This is a genomic window from Tsuneonella dongtanensis (genome assembly GCF_001698205.1).
Lineage (GTDB): Bacteria > Pseudomonadota > Alphaproteobacteria > Sphingomonadales > Sphingomonadaceae > Tsuneonella > Tsuneonella dongtanensis.
Genome location: NZ_CP016591.1, coordinates 1,494,122 through 1,510,532, shown reverse-complemented (window position 1 = coordinate 1,510,532; position 16,411 = coordinate 1,494,122). Strand labels below are relative to the sequence as shown.

Genomic DNA, 16,411 nt, shown 5'->3' with positions numbered 1-16,411 from the left:
GGCCTCAAACGGGCAACCTACGAGGAAATGACATGTCGAACGCGAAGAACGTGCTCAAGCAGATCGAGGAAAACGAGGTCGAGTGGGTCGACCTGCGCTTCACCGATCCCCGGGGCAAGTGGCAGCACCTGACGATGGTCGCGAGCGTGCTGGGCGAGGACGAGCTCGAGGACGGCCTGATGTTCGACGGTTCTTCGATCGCCGGCTGGAAGGTGATCAACGAGTCCGACATGATCCTGAAGCCCGACCTCGAGCGGGTCTACATGGATCCCTTCAGCGCGACCCCGATGATGATCGTGTTCTGCGATATCGTCGAACCGTCGACCGGCGAATGGTATTCGCGCGACCCGCGCACGACCGCCAAGCGCGCCGAGAACTTCCTCAAGTCGACCGGCCTCGGCGACACGGTCTATGTCGGCCCGGAAGCCGAATTCTTCATGTTCGACGACGTGAAGTTCTATGACGGCTACGACGGCTCGGGCTACAAGATCGACGACATCGAGCTGCCGACCAACACCGGCCGCGACTACGAGGCCGGCAACATGGCCCACCGTCCGCGCGCAAAGGGCGGCTACTTCCCGGTCGCCCCGGTCGACAGCGCCGTCGACATCCGCGGCGAAATGGTCGCGACGATGCTCGAGATGGGCCTGCCCTGCGACAAGCACCACCACGAGGTGGCCGCCGCGCAGCACGAGCTGGGCCTGACCTTCGGCACGCTCGTCGAGACCGCCGACCGGATGCAGATCTACAAGTACGTCGTGCACCAGGTCGCCCACGCCTACGGCAAGACCGCGACCTTCATGCCCAAGCCGATCAAGGACGACAACGGCAGCGGCATGCACACGCACATGTCGATCTGGGACAGCAAGAAGCCGCTGTTCGCGGGCAACGGCTATGCCGGCCTGTCCGACATGTGCCTCTATTTCATCGGCGGCGTCATCAAGCACGCGAAGGCGCTCAATGCCTTCACCAACCCGACGACCAACAGCTACAAGCGGCTGGTCCCGGGCTTCGAAGCGCCGGTGCTGCTCGCCTATTCGGCGCGCAACCGTTCGGCCTCGTGCCGTATCCCCTATGGTGCCGGTGAGAAGGCCAAGCGCGTGGAATTCCGTTTCCCCGATGCGATGGCCAACCCCTACCTCGCCTATGCCGCGCTGCTGATGGCCGGCCTCGACGGGATCCAGAACAAGATCCACCCGGGCGAAGCGATGGACAAGAACCTCTACGACCTGCCGCCGGCAGAGCTCGCCGAGGTCCCGACCGTGTGCGGCAGCCTTCGGGAAGCGCTCGAGAGCCTCGAGGCGGACCACGAGTTCCTGCTGAAGGGCGACGTGTTCACCAAGGACCAGATCGACGCCTATGCCGAACTGCTCTGGGCCGACGTGAGCCGCTGGGAAACCACTCCGAGCTCGGTCGAATACGATATGTATTTCAGCGCCTGATCATCGATCTCGCTGGAAACAAGGGGGCGTCCGGGAAACCGGGCGCCCCTTGCCTTTTCAGCCGCGCGGCTTGAGCATTCCGCGCCGCCCGATGACCCAGAACGACGCGACGAGGGGCATGGCCCAGAGAAGGGTCAGGACCGCGATCGCGCTCGGCGCGGGGACCAGCCCGATTTGCGCCGCCGCTGCCCAGCCGCCGAGGGTGATGAAGATCAGATAGAACGATGCCGCGCCGGTCTCTCGAAACAGCGCGCGCATCAGTTCGTCGGCGCGGCGATTGGTCTTCACCGTCACCACGGTTGCGATAGCCAGCGAAACGGCCCCAATGCCCACTGCCATCGTGGGCGAGAGCGGGCCTGCGGGACCGCCAAGGGCCAGCGCGACGAGCGACAGTCCGATGAGCACGCAGCCGATGGCACTGGGCAGGAGCACAGGTGCCTGCTCGCGCACCTCGTCCGCGTCCTCGACGTTCAGGACCGCGGCGCCAATCCGCGGCGACAAGGTACCGAGGCCGACGAAGACGCCCATCAGGATGTACATCGCCGCCACCAGCAGAGCCGGTTCAGATCCCGCAATGTGCGAGAGGGCCCCGCCCGCTTCGAAAGATTGTCCGACTGTCCGCGCGAGGACGAACCCGGTCACTCCACCCGCGAGCGCGAGCCCGGCGAACTTCACCCAGCCTGACCAGAAGGGTTTCGGCGCGTTATCGACCATCTGCATTCTCCGGCTCCCAATCGTCGATGAAGAGATCAGGCACCGCGACAGCGAACAACTTGGCCATGCGCAGCGCCAGAGGCAGCGAGGGATCGTACTTGTCGGTTTCGACCGCGTTGATCGTCTGGCGCGACACTCCGAGCCGGCGGGCGAGTTCGCCCTGGCTCCACCCCTTCGCCTCGCGCTGTTCACGCAACCGGTTGAGCACCGAATCGCCTCCATGCCTGTAAAGAGCTCTTTACTGTAAAGAGCTCTTGTCAGTCCAGAACTCTTGACAGGCGGAAGGCGACCACCGCCTTTCCTCAGGTGATCTGGGGACGAGCGGCCAGCTTGCGCAGCAGTTGCGATGCGATGTCGAGGACCTGGAGCTTTTCGGCGATGGTCGCGATCACTCGGTCGTCGGCAGCGAGGCATTCGCCGAGTTCTTCGAGCCCGCGCGCCACATCGCACAGGATTTCTCCCCCGATCGGGCTGGGATCGGGGAACTCGGCGAAGTCGGCGACGAACGGGCCGAGACGCTTGAGGCGCCGGAACGTCTGATCGACAGCGATCTGCCCCGGATGAGAAGTCGATCGCCAATCCGCCGGATCGATTGCCGCGTCCAGGTGCAGCCCTGCCCTCATCCCCTCTCGCCAGACGACCTGCGCCTTCAGGCACTGCGCTCCCTTCCACAACCCGACGGCTTCGCCGGGAGCGGGGAGCGTCACCCCTTCGATCATCATCCCGCGTGACGAGATATTGCAGACCATGACGGCGGCGGAGTGCCAGCTCCATGTCATCAGCGCGGTCGCGAAGGTCTCGCACCGCGGCTCGGCCCGCTGACCCACTCTCGCGTCGTCCGGGGACATGCCGTTCATCGCATCGCCCATAGCGGACCGTGGTTCACGATACCCGTCGCGGCGATAGGGGTTTTCGCGGAAGGCCAAAACGACCGCAAGCGCGGACAGCCCTTCGCGAATTCATTTTCCTACACTGTCACCACGTGCGTAGTACGTGTGCCCCCCCTTGTCGCGGAGGCATTCCATGGACCGCAAGCCGATATTCGACACCGTACGTCGCCTGCTGAAGCGCGGATTCTCGCGCCGCGAGGTGGCCGCACTCGATGCAGCCATCGATGCGGCGCAGCGGGGCGCCGCTGTTTCCTCCCTGGACAGTGTGACAGGTGTGACAGATCCCCGGGAAACGCGTGCGATCGGGACGCACGGGATCGCGCTTATCCAGCAGTTCGAGGGGCTCGCGCGATTGCGCCCGGATGGCTCGGTCGAAGCCTATCCCGACCCCGGGACCGGCGGCGAGCCATGGACCATCGGTTGGGGCGCGACGGGACGCGGCATCGGCCCCGGCACGGTGTGGTCCCGCTCCGAGGCCGACGCCCGGCTCGCGGCCGACCTGGTCCGCTATGCCGCCGACGTATCCCGCGCGATCGGTGATGCTCCGACCAGCCAGGCGCAGTTCGACGCCCTCGTCAGCTTCCACTACAACACCGGTGCGATCGCCCGCGCGACGCTGACCCGCAAACACCTCGCCGGTGATTTTGCCGGAGCGGAAGCGGAATTCGCTCGCTGGAACCGCGCCGGCGGACGGGTCCTGGCCGGTCTGACCCGTCGGCGTGCCGCCGAGGCCGCACTCTACCGCGAAGGCTCGTCCGCTTAAATTCTTCCAAATATGGCAGACACTTGCGGGCCGTTGTAGGCCGTTCATGGAACCGCCCGGCACCGCGCACCGTTCACCCGGCAAAGGAGATGCAAAATGCGCAAGTTTCTGATCAGCGCTGCCGCCATCGCCCTCGCCGCCACGGGCGCGCATGCCGAACCCGGCAAGGGCAATGGGAACGGCGGAAACAAGGGCGGCAAGCCCGAGATGTCGATGAAGGCAAATGGCAATGGCGGCGGCAAGCAGGATCGCGGCCCCGCCATGCGCGAAGCCAAGTCCGATCGCGGACAGGCGATGAAGCCAGCGAAGGTCGACCGTGGGCCCGAATACCGGGCCGATCGCAAGGTCGAGCGTGGCAACGACGTTCGTGTCGACAACAGGACCTATGACCGTCGCGAGGATCGCGATTATCGCCGGGACGGCTATCGCGATGTCCGCACGGTGTCGTTCGAACCCGGCTCGCGCGCCTATTTCGACGGGTGCCCGCCGGGCCTCGCCAAGAAAAACAACGGCTGCATGCCCCCGGGCCAGGCCAAGAAGCAGGGTGACTGGAGCGATGGCTTCTACCGCCCGTCGTATTTCGGTTATGGATCGCTCGGCGACGGCCGTTATCGGTACGGCGACGGCTACCTCTACCGCATAAGCGATCGCGGGTCGGTTCTGGGTTACATTCCCCTACTCGGCGGCGCCCTGTCGGTCGGCAACGAGTGGCCGAGCTATTACCAGCCGGTTTCGGTGCCGCAGTACTACGTCGACTACTACAACCTCGGGCCTGCCAACGGGTACCGGTACGCCGACGACGTGCTGTACCGGGTCGACCCGGAAACCGCTGCGATCACTTCGGTCGCAGCGCTCCTGACCGGTGACGAATTCGTCGTCGGGCAGCCGATGCCGACTGGTTACGACGTCTACAACGTCCCCTACCAGTACCGCGACCGGTACTACGACAGCCCGGATGCCTATTACCGCTATTCGGACGGCTATGTGTACCAGGTCGACCCCACGACGCAGCTCGTCGCCGCCGCCATCCAGCTGTTGACCTGAGGGAGATGCGACGATGAGATCTTTCAAGCCTATCGCCGCTGCGGCCGCTCTCTCGCTGCTGGCCCCGCTCGCCGCGTGTTCGCAGGCGGAGAGCTCTGGTGATGCCGCCTCTGCCGAGGCGACGGACACCCTCGCCGCCGCGATAGGGGGCGACAACGAGCTCGCCACCCTGTCCAGCGCACTGAACGAGGCGGGGCTCGCCGATGTCTTCGACGGGCCGGGCAGCTACACGGTTCTCGCGCCCAGCGACGACGCGTTCGGCGAGGCGGGGAAGACCCTTTCCGGCGAAGAGCATCGCGCCGAGCTGGTGGCGGTCCTGCGCGGTCATATCCTCCCGGGGCACCTGACCCCGGATGCGATCCGCAAGGCCGTTGCCGACAAGAAGGGTCCCGTCACCATGACGACCCTCGACGACGGACAGGTGACCTTCACTGCCGAGGGCGACACCATCACCGTGTCGGGCGCCGACGGCTCGAAGGCGACTGTCGCGGGCGATGCGCTCGTGGCGACCAACGGTGTCGTCCTGCCGCTCGACGGGCTGGTCAAGAAAGTGCCGCCGGCCCCCGCTGGCTGACCGTAATACGGTTACGAAACGCCCGGTGTGCTCAGCGCGCACCGGGCGTTTTCATGTCAGTAATCGCGGCTGACTTCCGCCACGATCGATTCCCGGCCGAGGGTCGAGATCGTTCCAAGGATCGACAGCCAGCTGGTCACACGGAACTCGGCGGAAGTGGCGCTGTATCCCCGCCCGTCGGTGACGATCTCCACGTAAAACTTGCGGCCGATGTTCTTGCCGAGCGCGATCGATGTCGCGCGGCCCAGCGCCGGATCCGCGCTGACGATGCGCAGTCGGTCGAGCCCGATCGCGCTCCGCAGCCGGTTTATCGGGTCCATCCCCCCGCCACCACGCAGCGAGGCGAGCGCCGATCCCAGCTGCAGCACGTCTGTCGCCGAAAGCTCGGTGATCGAACCTCCGAACAGCAACCGCGCGAGGATTTCCTCTTCGGGCAGCGCCGGGGTGGAGGTGAAGGTGATCTCCGGCTTGAGCGCGCTGCCCTGAACCTTGGCGGCGACATCGATACCCTCGGCGTCGCTTTCGGCCACGATGTCGAGGCGCGGGTCGATCGGGACGTTCTCGTCGAACCGGATGACGCCCCGCACCAGCTCGAACCGCGTGCCGGCGAAAGAGTAGTCACCGCGCACCACCCGTGCCTCCCCGCCGATCCGCGGATCGTCGGTTGTCCCGCGCACGAGGACGTTGGCGCTCCATTCGCTGTCTAGTCCCATCCCGTCCACGTCGACCCGTGCAGGCGCGCGGGCATCGATGAGGTAGCGCCACGGTGCGCTCGCGACCGCGCGCGGGCGGACGTCGTAGGGCAGGTTGATCTCGCGCGTGCGGATCTGCGGCAGGCGCACATCGGCCGCCGCCGTCCCGAGCTTCCAGCTGGCCCTGTCGACGAGCAGGCGGCCCGCGATCGTGCCGCCAACGCCGTCGGACAGTATCCGCAGCGGGCCCGTGACCGTGGCGCTGAGGCCCTGCGCATTGAGCAGGCGGGCGTTGCGCGCCGCCACCCGGATGTCGAGTTGCGGACTCTTGGCGCCCAGGTCTTCCAGAACGATCGTGCCGCTGCCGCTGACCGTACCGCCATTCGGCGTGGAGCCCCGGAAGCTCGTCAGTCGCAGGCGCGACCCGGCAAAGGTCCCGCGCGCGGTGACGCCGGTCAGGTCGGTGCCGGACAGGCTGGAGCGGAGGCGAAGGTCATTGCTCGCCAGCGAGCCGCGCACCGTCGGGGTCGCCAGCGACCCGGTCACGTCGGCGGCGACCGAAAGCGGGCCGGTCAGGTCGAAGGCATCGACCGCCGCAAGCCGCCACAGCGCGTCGGCCGGACCGTTGTAGCGCAGCTGCGCGAACAGGTCTCCCGCACGGAGCCGGTCGTAGAGCGCGCCGCTTGGCGGAAGCCCGACGATGCGTCCCTGCACCCGTCCACGCCGCTGACCGCCTTCGTCCAGCACCGCACGGGTCTCAAGCCTGTCGGGCGTGAGCCGCAGGACCATCGCAAGGTCCATCGGGCGTGAGGTGAGGACGAGCCCCGAACGGGTCAGGTCATCCACCTTGAACCGCGCCTCGCCCGTAAGCGGCGCTCCGCCCCCGCTGGCGAAATCGACCACGCCCGAGATCTTCCCTCCCAGGCCCAGCTCCATGAAGATGTCGGCCACCGATAGCGGCATTTCCGCCATCTGGACCCGCATGACGGTCCGCTGGCCACCGAGTTCGCCCGATCCGATCAGCGCCCCGCCGGCAAAGTTGACCTGCGTGGGCTCGAGCCGCCAGCCGCCATCGTCCTGCCTCAGGAGCACGGCGCGGCGCGGCATCGTGATCGCCCGCCCGGCGTAGTTGCCCCGTGCGGCTACCGCGACACGGTTCGGCGAAATTCCTGCATTGAGCTGCAGCGCGAAGCGGCTGCCCCGGCGCCCCGCTACCGAGGCAGTGACGGTCCCCGCCCCGTTCTCGAGGTCGGCGCGCGCCGCAAGTCGCCCGATGAACAGGGTGCCATAGGTAATCCCCTGGGCAAGCACGTTCGCCCCGATCGTGCTGCGTCCCTGGGCCAGCAATCCGTTCGCCTCGATATCCGCGCGCCCGATCGAGATGGGCGTCTCACCGCCGAAGCGCGCTTCGCGGGCGATGATCTTCGCATCGAACGCCTGACCGCCGCCACGCGGGCTCAACGCGATAGTACCGTCGAGGCCGCCGCCCGCGAGCGCAAGCGTGCCCGATGCCGCGCCATCGCCCAGATTGAGATCCCCGGTGACCGAGGTCCGCCAGACGTCAAACTTGCGGATTGCCAGACGGGTTGGACCGTTCGCCGGCGCGTAGAGATCGATCGTGCCGTCGAATGGGCCGAGCAGCGACTGGCCGCGCGTCTCGATGCCGAATCCGTTCTCGATCGGCGCAATGGCAACCCGGACGTCGCGCAGCCCTGCGGCAGGAAGCGGGCTGGCAAAAACGAGTACCGCCTCGGGCCCGCGCGAGGTGTAGGCACCCTCGACGGTGAAAGGCCCATAGTCCACATGCCTCCCGCGCCCCGCGACACTTGTGCGATCCGGACGGATCATGCCGTCGAGCGTCAGGTTCAGCTTCGCGGCATCGATCCGCACGCCGCGGAAATCGAGCGGCCGGGCACCGCCGGTCGTGATGCCGCCACTGAACGCGATCGACGGTCCTGCGAGGTTGGCCAGGGTGGCATTCGTCACCCGAGGAATGCGCCCGCGCATGTCGGCCGACAGGGTCCACGGCGCGCTGCCGAAGGTCGCGACGATCCTGCCGCCGGCGTTGAGGGTCCCGACGTTGTCGATGGCAAGGCCGTTGGCGACCACCGGCCCGCTCACGCGGTAGGTATTCGCCGCGATATCGCCCTGAAGCGCGAGGTCGGCGCGGGCATTGGGGAAGACGATCGCCAGCTTGTCCGATGCCAGCCGGTTGCCTTGCCAGGTCACCGTGCCGCGGACAGTTCCGTTCACCAGCCGGGGATCGAGTTGCTCGGTGCCGGTGACCACCCGCGCCAGCGCCACATCGAGCGGCAGTGTCCAACGGGTCCCGTCGTATGTCGCGGTACCCTGTTGCTCCAGCCCGGCGACCTGGGTCGTGCCGGAAATGAACTTCGCCACCGACAGCCGGTGCTCGAGCGCCAGGTCGCGCAGCGGCCCATCCACGGTGGCAACGAGGCGCGCGCCCTCCACCCGCGTACCCGGGCCGAACAGCGAAGGGTCGCGCAGGCGCGCGGTGAGCGCGAGCCCCTCGACCGTATTCTCGCCGAGGTCGACCCTCCCGGTGGCCGTCCCCGCGATTGCGGAGGTCACCAGTCGCACCGTGCCGTCGAATGCGCTGTCTGCGAACGTCCCGGTGGCCTTGTACGAGACCCGCTCCCCCGCCGCATTGCGCAGGAGCCCCGGCGCCAGAGCCGGCTGCGGCCGCGCCTGGCCCACCAGGGTGTAGTCGCCTGCCGCATTGGTCAGGCGAAAAGCCGCGAAGTTGGCGCCGTCGCGCGTGACGTAACCACCACCGGTCCACTGGCTCCACGAACCGTCACCGAACACCTGCGCGCGATAGCCGGCCTCTGTGCCGACCAGCCCCGCGATGACGCCGCCCTTGGGTGCCAGGTAGTCCAGCTCCAGGTCGAACCTGTCGCCATCGGGCATGGCGTCGACGAGCATGTGCAACCGGTCGAAGCGGCCCAGCCGCCCGTCGGCAGTCACCATCACCCGCCCGTCGCGGATGTCGGCCTTCGCCAGCAGGTTGGCCTTGTGCGCCTCGGGCCCAGCGAGCCCCTTGGCGATCGTCAGGTCGCGCACTTCCAGCTTGTCGATGCGAATCTCGAAATTGGGCAGGATCGGTGCGTCGGGATCGCCGGGATTGAGCTCGGGCAGGCGGAAGAGGGTGCCGCGGTGCGTGACGAGCTCGCGCACGTCGAGCCCGCGGGTGAACCAGCTCATCGGTCGCCAGTCGAGGTCGACCAGCGGGACGGTGAGAAAGGGGCCCTTGGGATCCGACAGCGTCACGTCGTGAAGCTGCGCTTTCCCGTAAAGATCGCCGTCGATCCGGCCAATCTCGATCGTGAGTCCAGAGGCGGGCGCGACCTGGGCGATCCGATCGACCACCCATCGCTGTCCAATAGGACTGTTGAGCAGCGCGAGCGCCGCGACGAGCAACAGCAGGATCGCCGCGATCCCGCCGACCAGCCACTTGCTCACCCGGCGGGTGCGGTGAAACCGGCGGCGCACGGGCGCAGTCTCTGCGGGGACGCCCTCCTCCGCCATCAGAACGCCTGCCCCAGCGATATGTAGACTGCGATGCGGCTGTCGCCTTCATCCGGGTTGAGCGGCGTGGCGACATCGAGGCGGAGCGGGCCGAAGCCGGTGTTGTAACGCACGCCAATGCCGGCCCCGTACTTGATGAAGCGGAAGTCCGGGACTGGGTCGATCGACACGGACGCGGCATCGAAGAAAGGCACCACGGACAGCGCGCCATCGAAGAACTTCGTTCCGATCCGCGCCTCGGCCGACACTTCGACTAGCGAGCGGCCGCCGACCGGCTCGAGCAGGTCGTTCTTGGGGCCGACCCGCTGGTATCCGTATCCGCGCACCGAACCGCCGCCGCCCGCATAGAGGCGGCGCGACGGGGCGATTCGGAAGAGCGGCGCGCCTGGGATCGAGGCGAAGCGCACGCGACCGGCTGCGACGACGCGCTCCGAAACCGGCTGGTAATAGCTCGCGTCGAACTGCCCGCGCAGATAAAAACTCTGGACGCCCTGTGAGCGCGACGTTTCCGGCGAGAGGCGGAGCCCGGTCCGGAAGCCACGCTTCGGGTCGAGCAGGTCGTCCGTGGTGTCGAGCATCGCATAGAGCGGGATGGCGCCGACGAAGTAGGTCTGGCGCGGACGGGGTATTCCCCCGACGACGCGATTGCGCTCGTCCGTCGCGACCGCTTCGAGCCCGACGCTCCAGCTGAGCGGCTTCTGGAACAGGAGGTTCGACAGCCGTTCGTAGGTGCCGATCAGCGACACCGTGTTCGCATCGTAGGCATCGCTGTCGATCGTCGAGGCGAACGCATCGACCGTCAGCACCTCGTCGCGGCCACCGAAGTTGTTCTTGCGGAACGTCACCCCGGCAAGCTGCTCGCGCGTGCCGGCGATCCCGCGAAGGCGCAGCATGCCTTCCGGGGGGAAGAGGTTGCGATGCTCCCAGCTCGCCTGCGCGCGGAAGCCCTCGCCCGTCCCGTAGCCGATCGCACCCGCGATGGTGCGCAGCTTGGCCTTCGTCATCTCGACGTCGAGCTCGACCTCGCCCGGCTGGTCGCCAACCGGATCGCGGACCTTGCGGGGGCTGACCGTGACCGTCGAAACCAGGCCGGTCGAGATTATCGCTCGGCGCAGGTCGAAATCGAGGCTGCGCTGGTAGACGTCGCCCGGATCGAAGCGCGCGATGGTTCCGAGGTGCCGTCCCGAGAGGAACTCGGGCAGGTTCGAATTGACCTTGCCGAACACGAACTTGCCGCCCGGCTCGACCTTCATCGTCAGGTCGCCCTCGTTGCGGGCGTGATCCACCAGCAGTTCGGGCTCGGAGATCGCGGCGAACGGATAACCCATCTCGCCAAGCGCCCGGTCGAGATCGAATTGCTCCGCCACGATCGTGTCGCTCGACAGCGGATCGCCGGTCTCGATCTCGAACGCACGGCGCAGGGCCTGCCAGTCGGGAGCGGTGAGCAGCTGGCCGAGATCGACCGCGCCGAACCGGAATCGGGTCCCAGGAATCAGGTCGAAGCGGACTTGGGGTTGCTGGTTCGCGTTCGTCTCGCCCGGATTGATCGCGCCGATCGTCCTGATGACCTGCGCGTCGAAATATCCGTAGACGCGCAGCATCGTGGCGAGCAGTTCCTCGTCCGCCTTCGCCCGCGCCGCCAGCTGGGCGATGTTGTCCTCGTCGCTTTCAAGCTCGGCTACGGTCGAGAGCTGACCGAACCGCTCCGCGAATGCAGCCCGCTCGGGAAAAGCCGATGGATCGGTCGGGAACGCCAGCGTGAGTTCCGGTGTGATCTCGACGACATCTGCCTCGGCCAGTCCGGGCCGTGCTTCGTCTTCGTCCATGGCATCGGCGAACTGGATCGAATCGTCCGGTTCGAGCGGAGCCAGCTGCGGCAGATCGATGTTGTCGGGCCACGCGACGTCGATGGGCGGCACTTCGGCGAGAGGGGCATCCGGATCGAGGTCCGCCATCGCCTCCACGGCAGCGTCCTCGTCGGGCGCCGCGGGTGCGCCCTGCTGGGCCCAGTCTTCGGGGTTCGCCACCGCCGAATCGGGAATGAGGTCTTCGAGCGCAGGCGGCGCCTGACGATCCTGCGCTCGCCCCGCGATCGGAGCGAAGCTCAGGCCCGCCACCGCCAGAGCGAGGAGAGCGCGTCTACTCGTCGAGAGCAAACTGCGGAAGCGACGCGTCCTTCGCGGGACTGGCGGGACCGCGATCGCGGTTGCGCGGCGCGGTGGCCGCCGCGATGAGTGCTTCGTGCCGTTCGGGCGCGACGCGCTGCCATCCTTCGCGGCCGAGCAGCTCGATGGGCCGGTAGCGGATCTTGTACTGCATCCGGTCCGATCCCTCGACCCAGTAACCGAGGTAGACGTAGCCGAGCCCCTCGGCAGCGGCACGCCGGATGTGGTCCAGGATGATGTAGTTACCAAGACCCGTCCGCGCCTCATGCTCAGGGTCGTAGAACGAATAGATCATCGACAACCCATCGCCCTGCCGGTCGGTGAGGCACGCGCCGACCAAGCGACCCGGCCTCAGCCCGTCCGAGGGCTCCCTGTATTCAACGACATAGCTGGTAACCGGCGTATGTTCCACCATGTCCGCGTAATCGATCTCGTCCATCGCGGCCATGCCGCCGCCCGGGTGACGGGTGGACAGGTATTTTCGCAAAAGGTCGAACTGCTCGCCGGTTGCCCAGGGCCGGCATTCGCTCGCCACCAGGTCGGAATTGCGCTTCAGGTTGCGCTTCTGGGTACCAGACGGCGCGAACTCGCGAACGGGGACGCGAACCGAGACGCAGGCCTGGCAATCGAGACAACTCGGCCGATAGGCAACGGTCTGGCTGCGCCGAAACCCGATCCGTCCAAGCGCTTCGTTCAGCTGGTCGGCATGAGGGCCCTTGAGCTCGGTGAAAACCTTCCGCTCGCTGCGCCCCGGCAGATACGGACACGGCGCGGGGCTCGTGACGAAGAATCGGGGAAAGCGAACAGGGGCCGTCACGGGCTGGCTCGGGTCCTTTCTGGCGCCGCTGGTTCACGGCTGGCGATCGATCCGCACGGTATGCCCCGTCGGGCCCGGCGGTAAAACACCTTTAACCATCTATCTCGGTTAACGGAAACTTAGTTTGCACAGTTGCGAAAGGGTTTCCAGCCTGCGCGAGCCCGTTCAGTTGAGCTCGACCTGGCTGACCGAGTAGCCCTTGGCTCGCAGCGCCGCGATCAGCGCGTCGATCTGCTCGCGGTCCCGCGCCTCGCACTCGATGTCTGTGATCAGGCCCTTCGCCGGCAACGAAGTGAAGATGCGCTGATGGTAGATCTCGATGATATTGACCGAGTGCGCATCGAACTCCTTCATCACCTTGTAGAGTGCGCCGGGCCGATCCTGCAGAGTGATTCGCAGACGCGCGAGGCGACCGGACCGCGCAAGGTCGCGCAACAGGACGTTGGCCAGCAATCGCGTGTCGATGTTGCCGCCGCACAATACCAGCCCGACCTTGCGGCCGGCGAACCGCTCGGGGTGGGCAAGAACCGCCGCGAGACCGGCCGCGCCCGCACCTTCGACGACGGTCTTTTCGATCTGGAGCAGGAGGCTGACCGCCCGTTCGAGCGAGTCCTCGTGAACCAGCACGATCTCGTCGACGCGCTCGGCGATGACGCGCGATGTGAATTCGCCAGGCGCCTTGACTGCAATGCCCTCGGCCAGCGTATCGCCGCCGCAATCCATCGTGCGCCCGTTGATCCGCGCATACATCGACGGGAACAGCGCCGCCTGCACCCCCACCACCTCGACGGGGGGCTGGCGGTCCTTGGCCACGGTGGACATGCCCGAAATCAGGCCCCCTCCGCCGATCGGCACCACGAGGCAATCGATCTCGGGTGCGTCTTCCAGCATCTCGAGCGCAACGGTTCCGGCACCTGCGGCGACGTTGGGATCGTCGAACGGGTGGACGAAGGTCAGCCCGAGTTCCCGCTCAAGCTTGCGCGCGTGGGCATAGGCCTCGTCGAAGGTCTCCCCTTCCAGCACGACATGGCCGCCGACACTTTCGGTCTGCATGATCTTCACGCTCGGCGTAGTGCGCGGCATGACTATTGTCACTGGAACGCCGAGGCGCGTGCCGTGGTAGCTCAACCCTTGCGAATGGTTGCCCGCGGAAGCGGCGATCACGCCCCGCGCCCGCTGCTCTTCGGTCAGCAGCAAAAGGGCGTTGAGCGCACCGCGCTCCTTGTATGCGGCGGTGAACTGCAGGTTCTCGAACTTGAGCCAGATTTCCGCGCCGGTGATCCTGGACAGCGTGATCGAGTGCATCGTTGGCGTGTGCACCACGGCGCCCTCGATGCACGCGGCCGCGGCGCGAACATCGTCAATCGTGAGCGGAAGGTCGGCGCTATCAGCCGGGCGCAAGGTGGTTGTCTCGTTCATTGTTCCGACGCCCTAGGGGAATTGGTCCGGCGGGGAAACATAGGGCTTGTTCATTTGCATCGCAGGGAAACTTGCCTAACCGAGCAATCATGAAACGCGCGCTCCTCTCCGCCGTGGCGGCCTTCGGCCTCGCCACTTCCGCTTCCGCCGACACGCTGGTCGACAACGTCCAGGGCGTTTCGATCGACCGCGATGGCAAGGTGACCCGCTTCACCGGCATCTGGATCGACGACGACGGCCGGGTAAAGGCTTTGCTCGAACGCAAGGACAAGCGTCCGCAGCGGACCGACTTCGCGGTCGACGGCAAGGGTGCCTACGTCATCCCGGGCCTCGTCGACTCGCATCTGCACGTCATGGGTATCGGCTTCGGCGCCCTCACGCTGGACCTGTCGGGCACCCGCACGCTGGCCGAGGCGCAGGCGGCGATCCGGGACTATGCCGCGCGCAATCCGGACCGGCGCTGGATCATCGGTCGCGGCTGGAACCAGGAGACCTGGGGTCTCGGCCGGTTCCCGACGGCGGCAGAACTCGATGCGGTCGTCGCCGACCGCCCGGTCCTGATGGAGCGAGTAGACGGGCATGCGCACTGGGCAAACACGCAGGCACTCGCCGCGGCCGGCATCACCGCAGCGACGGCCGATCCGGCCGGCGGGAGAATCGAGCGGGTCGGCGGCTCGCGGGCCCCGTCGGGCGTTCTGGTCGATAACGCGATGAAACTGCTCGACAGCGCGGTACCCGCACCCCGTCCCGACGACTACGATCTTGCCCTGGCCAAGGCGCAGGAGATCCTGCTCGCGAACGGCGTCACTGCAGCGGCAGACATGGGCACCACGATCGAAGGCTGGCAGTCGATGCGCCGCGCGGGCGATTCGGGCTGGCTGCGGATGCGGATCATGGCCTACGCCGCCGGACCCGACGCGATGGAACTGATCGGCGGTCCGGGTCCCAGCCCCTGGCTCTACGACGACAAGCTGCGCCTCAATGGGGTCAAGCTCTACATGGACGGCGCGCTCGGCTCGCGCGGGGCCTGGCTCAAGGCACCCTATGCCGATGATCCCAGGAACACCGGCCTGCCGATCGTGACCGGGACCCAACTGCGCAACGTGATGAGCCGTGCCGCGCTCGACAAGTTCCAGGTCGCCGTGCACGCGATCGGCGACCGCGGCAACGCCGAGGTTCTCGACGTGATCGAGGAACTCGGGGAGACCTACAAGGGCGACCGGCGCTGGCGGATCGAGCACGCGCAGATCGTCGATCCGGTCGACATCGCCCGGTTCGGCAAGACCGGCACGATCGCCTCGATGCAGCCGGTCCACCAGACATCTGACCGATTGATGGCTGAAGCCCGGCTGGGCCCAAACCGGCTCTCGGGCGCCTATGCCTGGCGGAGCATTGCGGCAGGGGGCGCCCTTCTCGCCTTCGGAACGGATGCCCCCGTCGAATCGTCCGAGCCGTTCGCCGGGCTGGCGGCGGCGATCAGCCGGACGGGGCCCGACGGCCAGCCGTTCGGCGGCTGGATGCCGGGCGAGACCGTGAGCCGCGAAGCCGCGCTGGCCGGCTATACCGTGGCCGGCGCCTACGCCGGGTTCGGTGAATCGCGATTCGGGGAAATCAAGCCGGGCCTGCGCGCCGATTTCCTCGTCATCGACCGCGATCCCCTTCTGGTTTCACCCGAGGACATGCGCAAAACACAGGTTTTGCAGACCTGGGTGGGCGGAGAGCGGGTGTACATGTCGGGAACGCAGGTCGATCGGCCCGCTGGCGGTCGTTAACCCCGTTTTAACCGCCCGCATGACAGGTGCCTCGATGGGAAAAACAGGTCGCAAATAGATCAGTGATTTAGATACAGGAACCTGTAGGCCTCCGGGACGTTAGCGAGGGGAGTCATCAAGCGCTCGATTACCTACCGTTGCCGAAAAGCATCTGTCGTTGTTAGAACAGGTCAAACAACTGAAATTTTCACACAATCCCGCCAATTTCCGGGTTGCCTCCCACAGCAGGTTGGCCTAGTGCGGCGGGGACGAGATTGAAGAAATCCAGTCTTCGAGGAGATAAGATATGAAGTTCCGCAACCTTGCCGCCGCCGCGGCTGCGCTTACGCTTGCTGCGGCCCCGGCGGTCGCTCAGGCTGCTCCGCAGCGCACCGCCGCTCCTGCCGAAGAAGGCAGCGAGATGTCCGGTTCGTCGTGGATCATCGCGATCCTCGCCTTCGCGGCGATCATCGCTGCGGTCGTTATCGCCGTCGGTGGCGACGACGATCCGGTCAGCCCGTAAGGGTTACGATCTTCGGATTGGAAACGGGGCCTTCTGGCCCCGTTTTTTTTTGGCAATTTTCCAGAGCA

The 16,411-nt window shown here is 66.7% G+C and carries 13 protein-coding genes; 6 read left to right on the top strand and 7 right to left on the bottom strand.

The features are described 5' to 3' along the window. The first annotated feature begins 32 nt into the window (after positions 1-32). The gene (glnA, locus tag A6F68_RS07265; RefSeq protein WP_067677948.1) at positions 33-1,442 is read left to right on the top strand and encodes a type I glutamate--ammonia ligase; all 1,410 of its coding nucleotides are present in this window, start codon (positions 33-35) and stop codon (positions 1,440-1,442) included. A 57-nt stretch (positions 1,443-1,499) separates the two neighbouring features. Here glnA and A6F68_RS07260 read toward each other — a convergent pair whose 3' ends face one another. From A6F68_RS07260 to A6F68_RS07250, 3 genes are all read right to left on the bottom strand, one after another. Further along, the gene (locus tag A6F68_RS07260; RefSeq protein ID WP_157096682.1) at positions 1,500-2,162 is read right to left on the bottom strand and encodes a hypothetical protein; all 663 of its coding nucleotides are present in this window, start codon (positions 2,160-2,162) and stop codon (positions 1,500-1,502) included. Next, positions 2,146-2,364, bottom strand: a complete 219-nt coding sequence (locus tag A6F68_RS07255) for a helix-turn-helix transcriptional regulator (protein WP_067677942.1) — start codon at positions 2,362-2,364, stop codon at positions 2,146-2,148. The genes A6F68_RS07260 and A6F68_RS07255 overlap by 17 nt, the downstream gene beginning before the upstream one ends. Before the next feature lie 94 nt (positions 2,365-2,458). Next, on the bottom strand, positions 2,459-3,013 hold the full coding sequence (locus A6F68_RS07250; protein WP_157096681.1) for a hypothetical protein: 555 nt from the start codon (positions 3,011-3,013) through the stop codon (positions 2,459-2,461). Positions 3,014-3,179: 166 nt separating this feature from the next. Here A6F68_RS07250 and A6F68_RS07245 point away from each other — a divergent pair, with 166 nt between their 5' ends. The 3 genes from A6F68_RS07245 (at position 3,180) to A6F68_RS07235 (ending at position 5,427) form a co-directional block, all read left to right on the top strand. Continuing rightward, positions 3,180-3,809, top strand: coding sequence for a lysozyme (locus A6F68_RS07245; protein ID WP_067677935.1), 630 nt, complete (start codon positions 3,180-3,182; stop codon positions 3,807-3,809). Between the two features lie 96 nt (positions 3,810-3,905). Next, positions 3,906-4,853 (top strand): hypothetical protein, encoded by a 948-nt coding sequence (locus tag A6F68_RS07240; RefSeq protein ID WP_067677932.1) that lies wholly within the window; start codon positions 3,906-3,908, stop codon positions 4,851-4,853. 13 nt (positions 4,854-4,866) lie between these two features. Next, complete coding sequence (locus A6F68_RS07235; protein ID WP_067677929.1) at positions 4,867-5,427, top strand: fasciclin domain-containing protein; 561 nt, start codon at positions 4,867-4,869, stop codon at positions 5,425-5,427. A 56-nt stretch (positions 5,428-5,483) separates the two neighbouring features. On the opposite strand, the gene A6F68_RS07230 is transcribed toward A6F68_RS07235, so the two are convergent. From A6F68_RS07230 to A6F68_RS07215, 4 genes are all read right to left on the bottom strand, one after another. Further along, positions 5,484-9,668 carry a translocation/assembly module TamB domain-containing protein gene (locus A6F68_RS07230; RefSeq protein ID WP_067677926.1) on the bottom strand — a complete coding sequence of 1,395 codons (4,185 nt, stop codon included), beginning with the start codon at positions 9,666-9,668 and terminating at the stop codon, positions 5,484-5,486. Next, complete coding sequence (locus A6F68_RS07225) at positions 9,668-11,785, bottom strand: autotransporter assembly complex protein TamA (RefSeq protein ID WP_232308217.1); 2,118 nt, start codon at positions 11,783-11,785, stop codon at positions 9,668-9,670. Before A6F68_RS07225 ends, A6F68_RS07230 begins: the two co-directional genes overlap by 1 nt. A gap of 22 nt (positions 11,786-11,807) precedes the next feature. Next, positions 11,808-12,650 (bottom strand): arginyltransferase, encoded by an 843-nt coding sequence (locus A6F68_RS07220; protein ID WP_067677923.1) that lies wholly within the window; start codon positions 12,648-12,650, stop codon positions 11,808-11,810. A 165-nt stretch (positions 12,651-12,815) separates the two neighbouring features. Next, positions 12,816-14,069, bottom strand: a complete 1,254-nt coding sequence (locus A6F68_RS07215; protein WP_067677920.1) for a threonine ammonia-lyase — start codon at positions 14,067-14,069, stop codon at positions 12,816-12,818. An 89-nt stretch (positions 14,070-14,158) separates the two neighbouring features. Between A6F68_RS07215 and A6F68_RS07210 the strand changes: the two genes are divergently transcribed. Both A6F68_RS07210 and A6F68_RS07205 read left to right on the top strand, forming a co-directional pair. Next, positions 14,159-15,841 (top strand): amidohydrolase, encoded by a 1,683-nt coding sequence (locus A6F68_RS07210; RefSeq protein ID WP_067677917.1) that lies wholly within the window; start codon positions 14,159-14,161, stop codon positions 15,839-15,841. Positions 15,842-16,127: 286 nt separating this feature from the next. After that, positions 16,128-16,343: a hypothetical protein gene (locus A6F68_RS07205; protein WP_067677912.1), complete on the top strand. Its 216-nt coding sequence runs from the start codon at positions 16,128-16,130 to the stop codon at positions 16,341-16,343. Positions 16,344-16,411 lie beyond the last annotated feature (68 nt).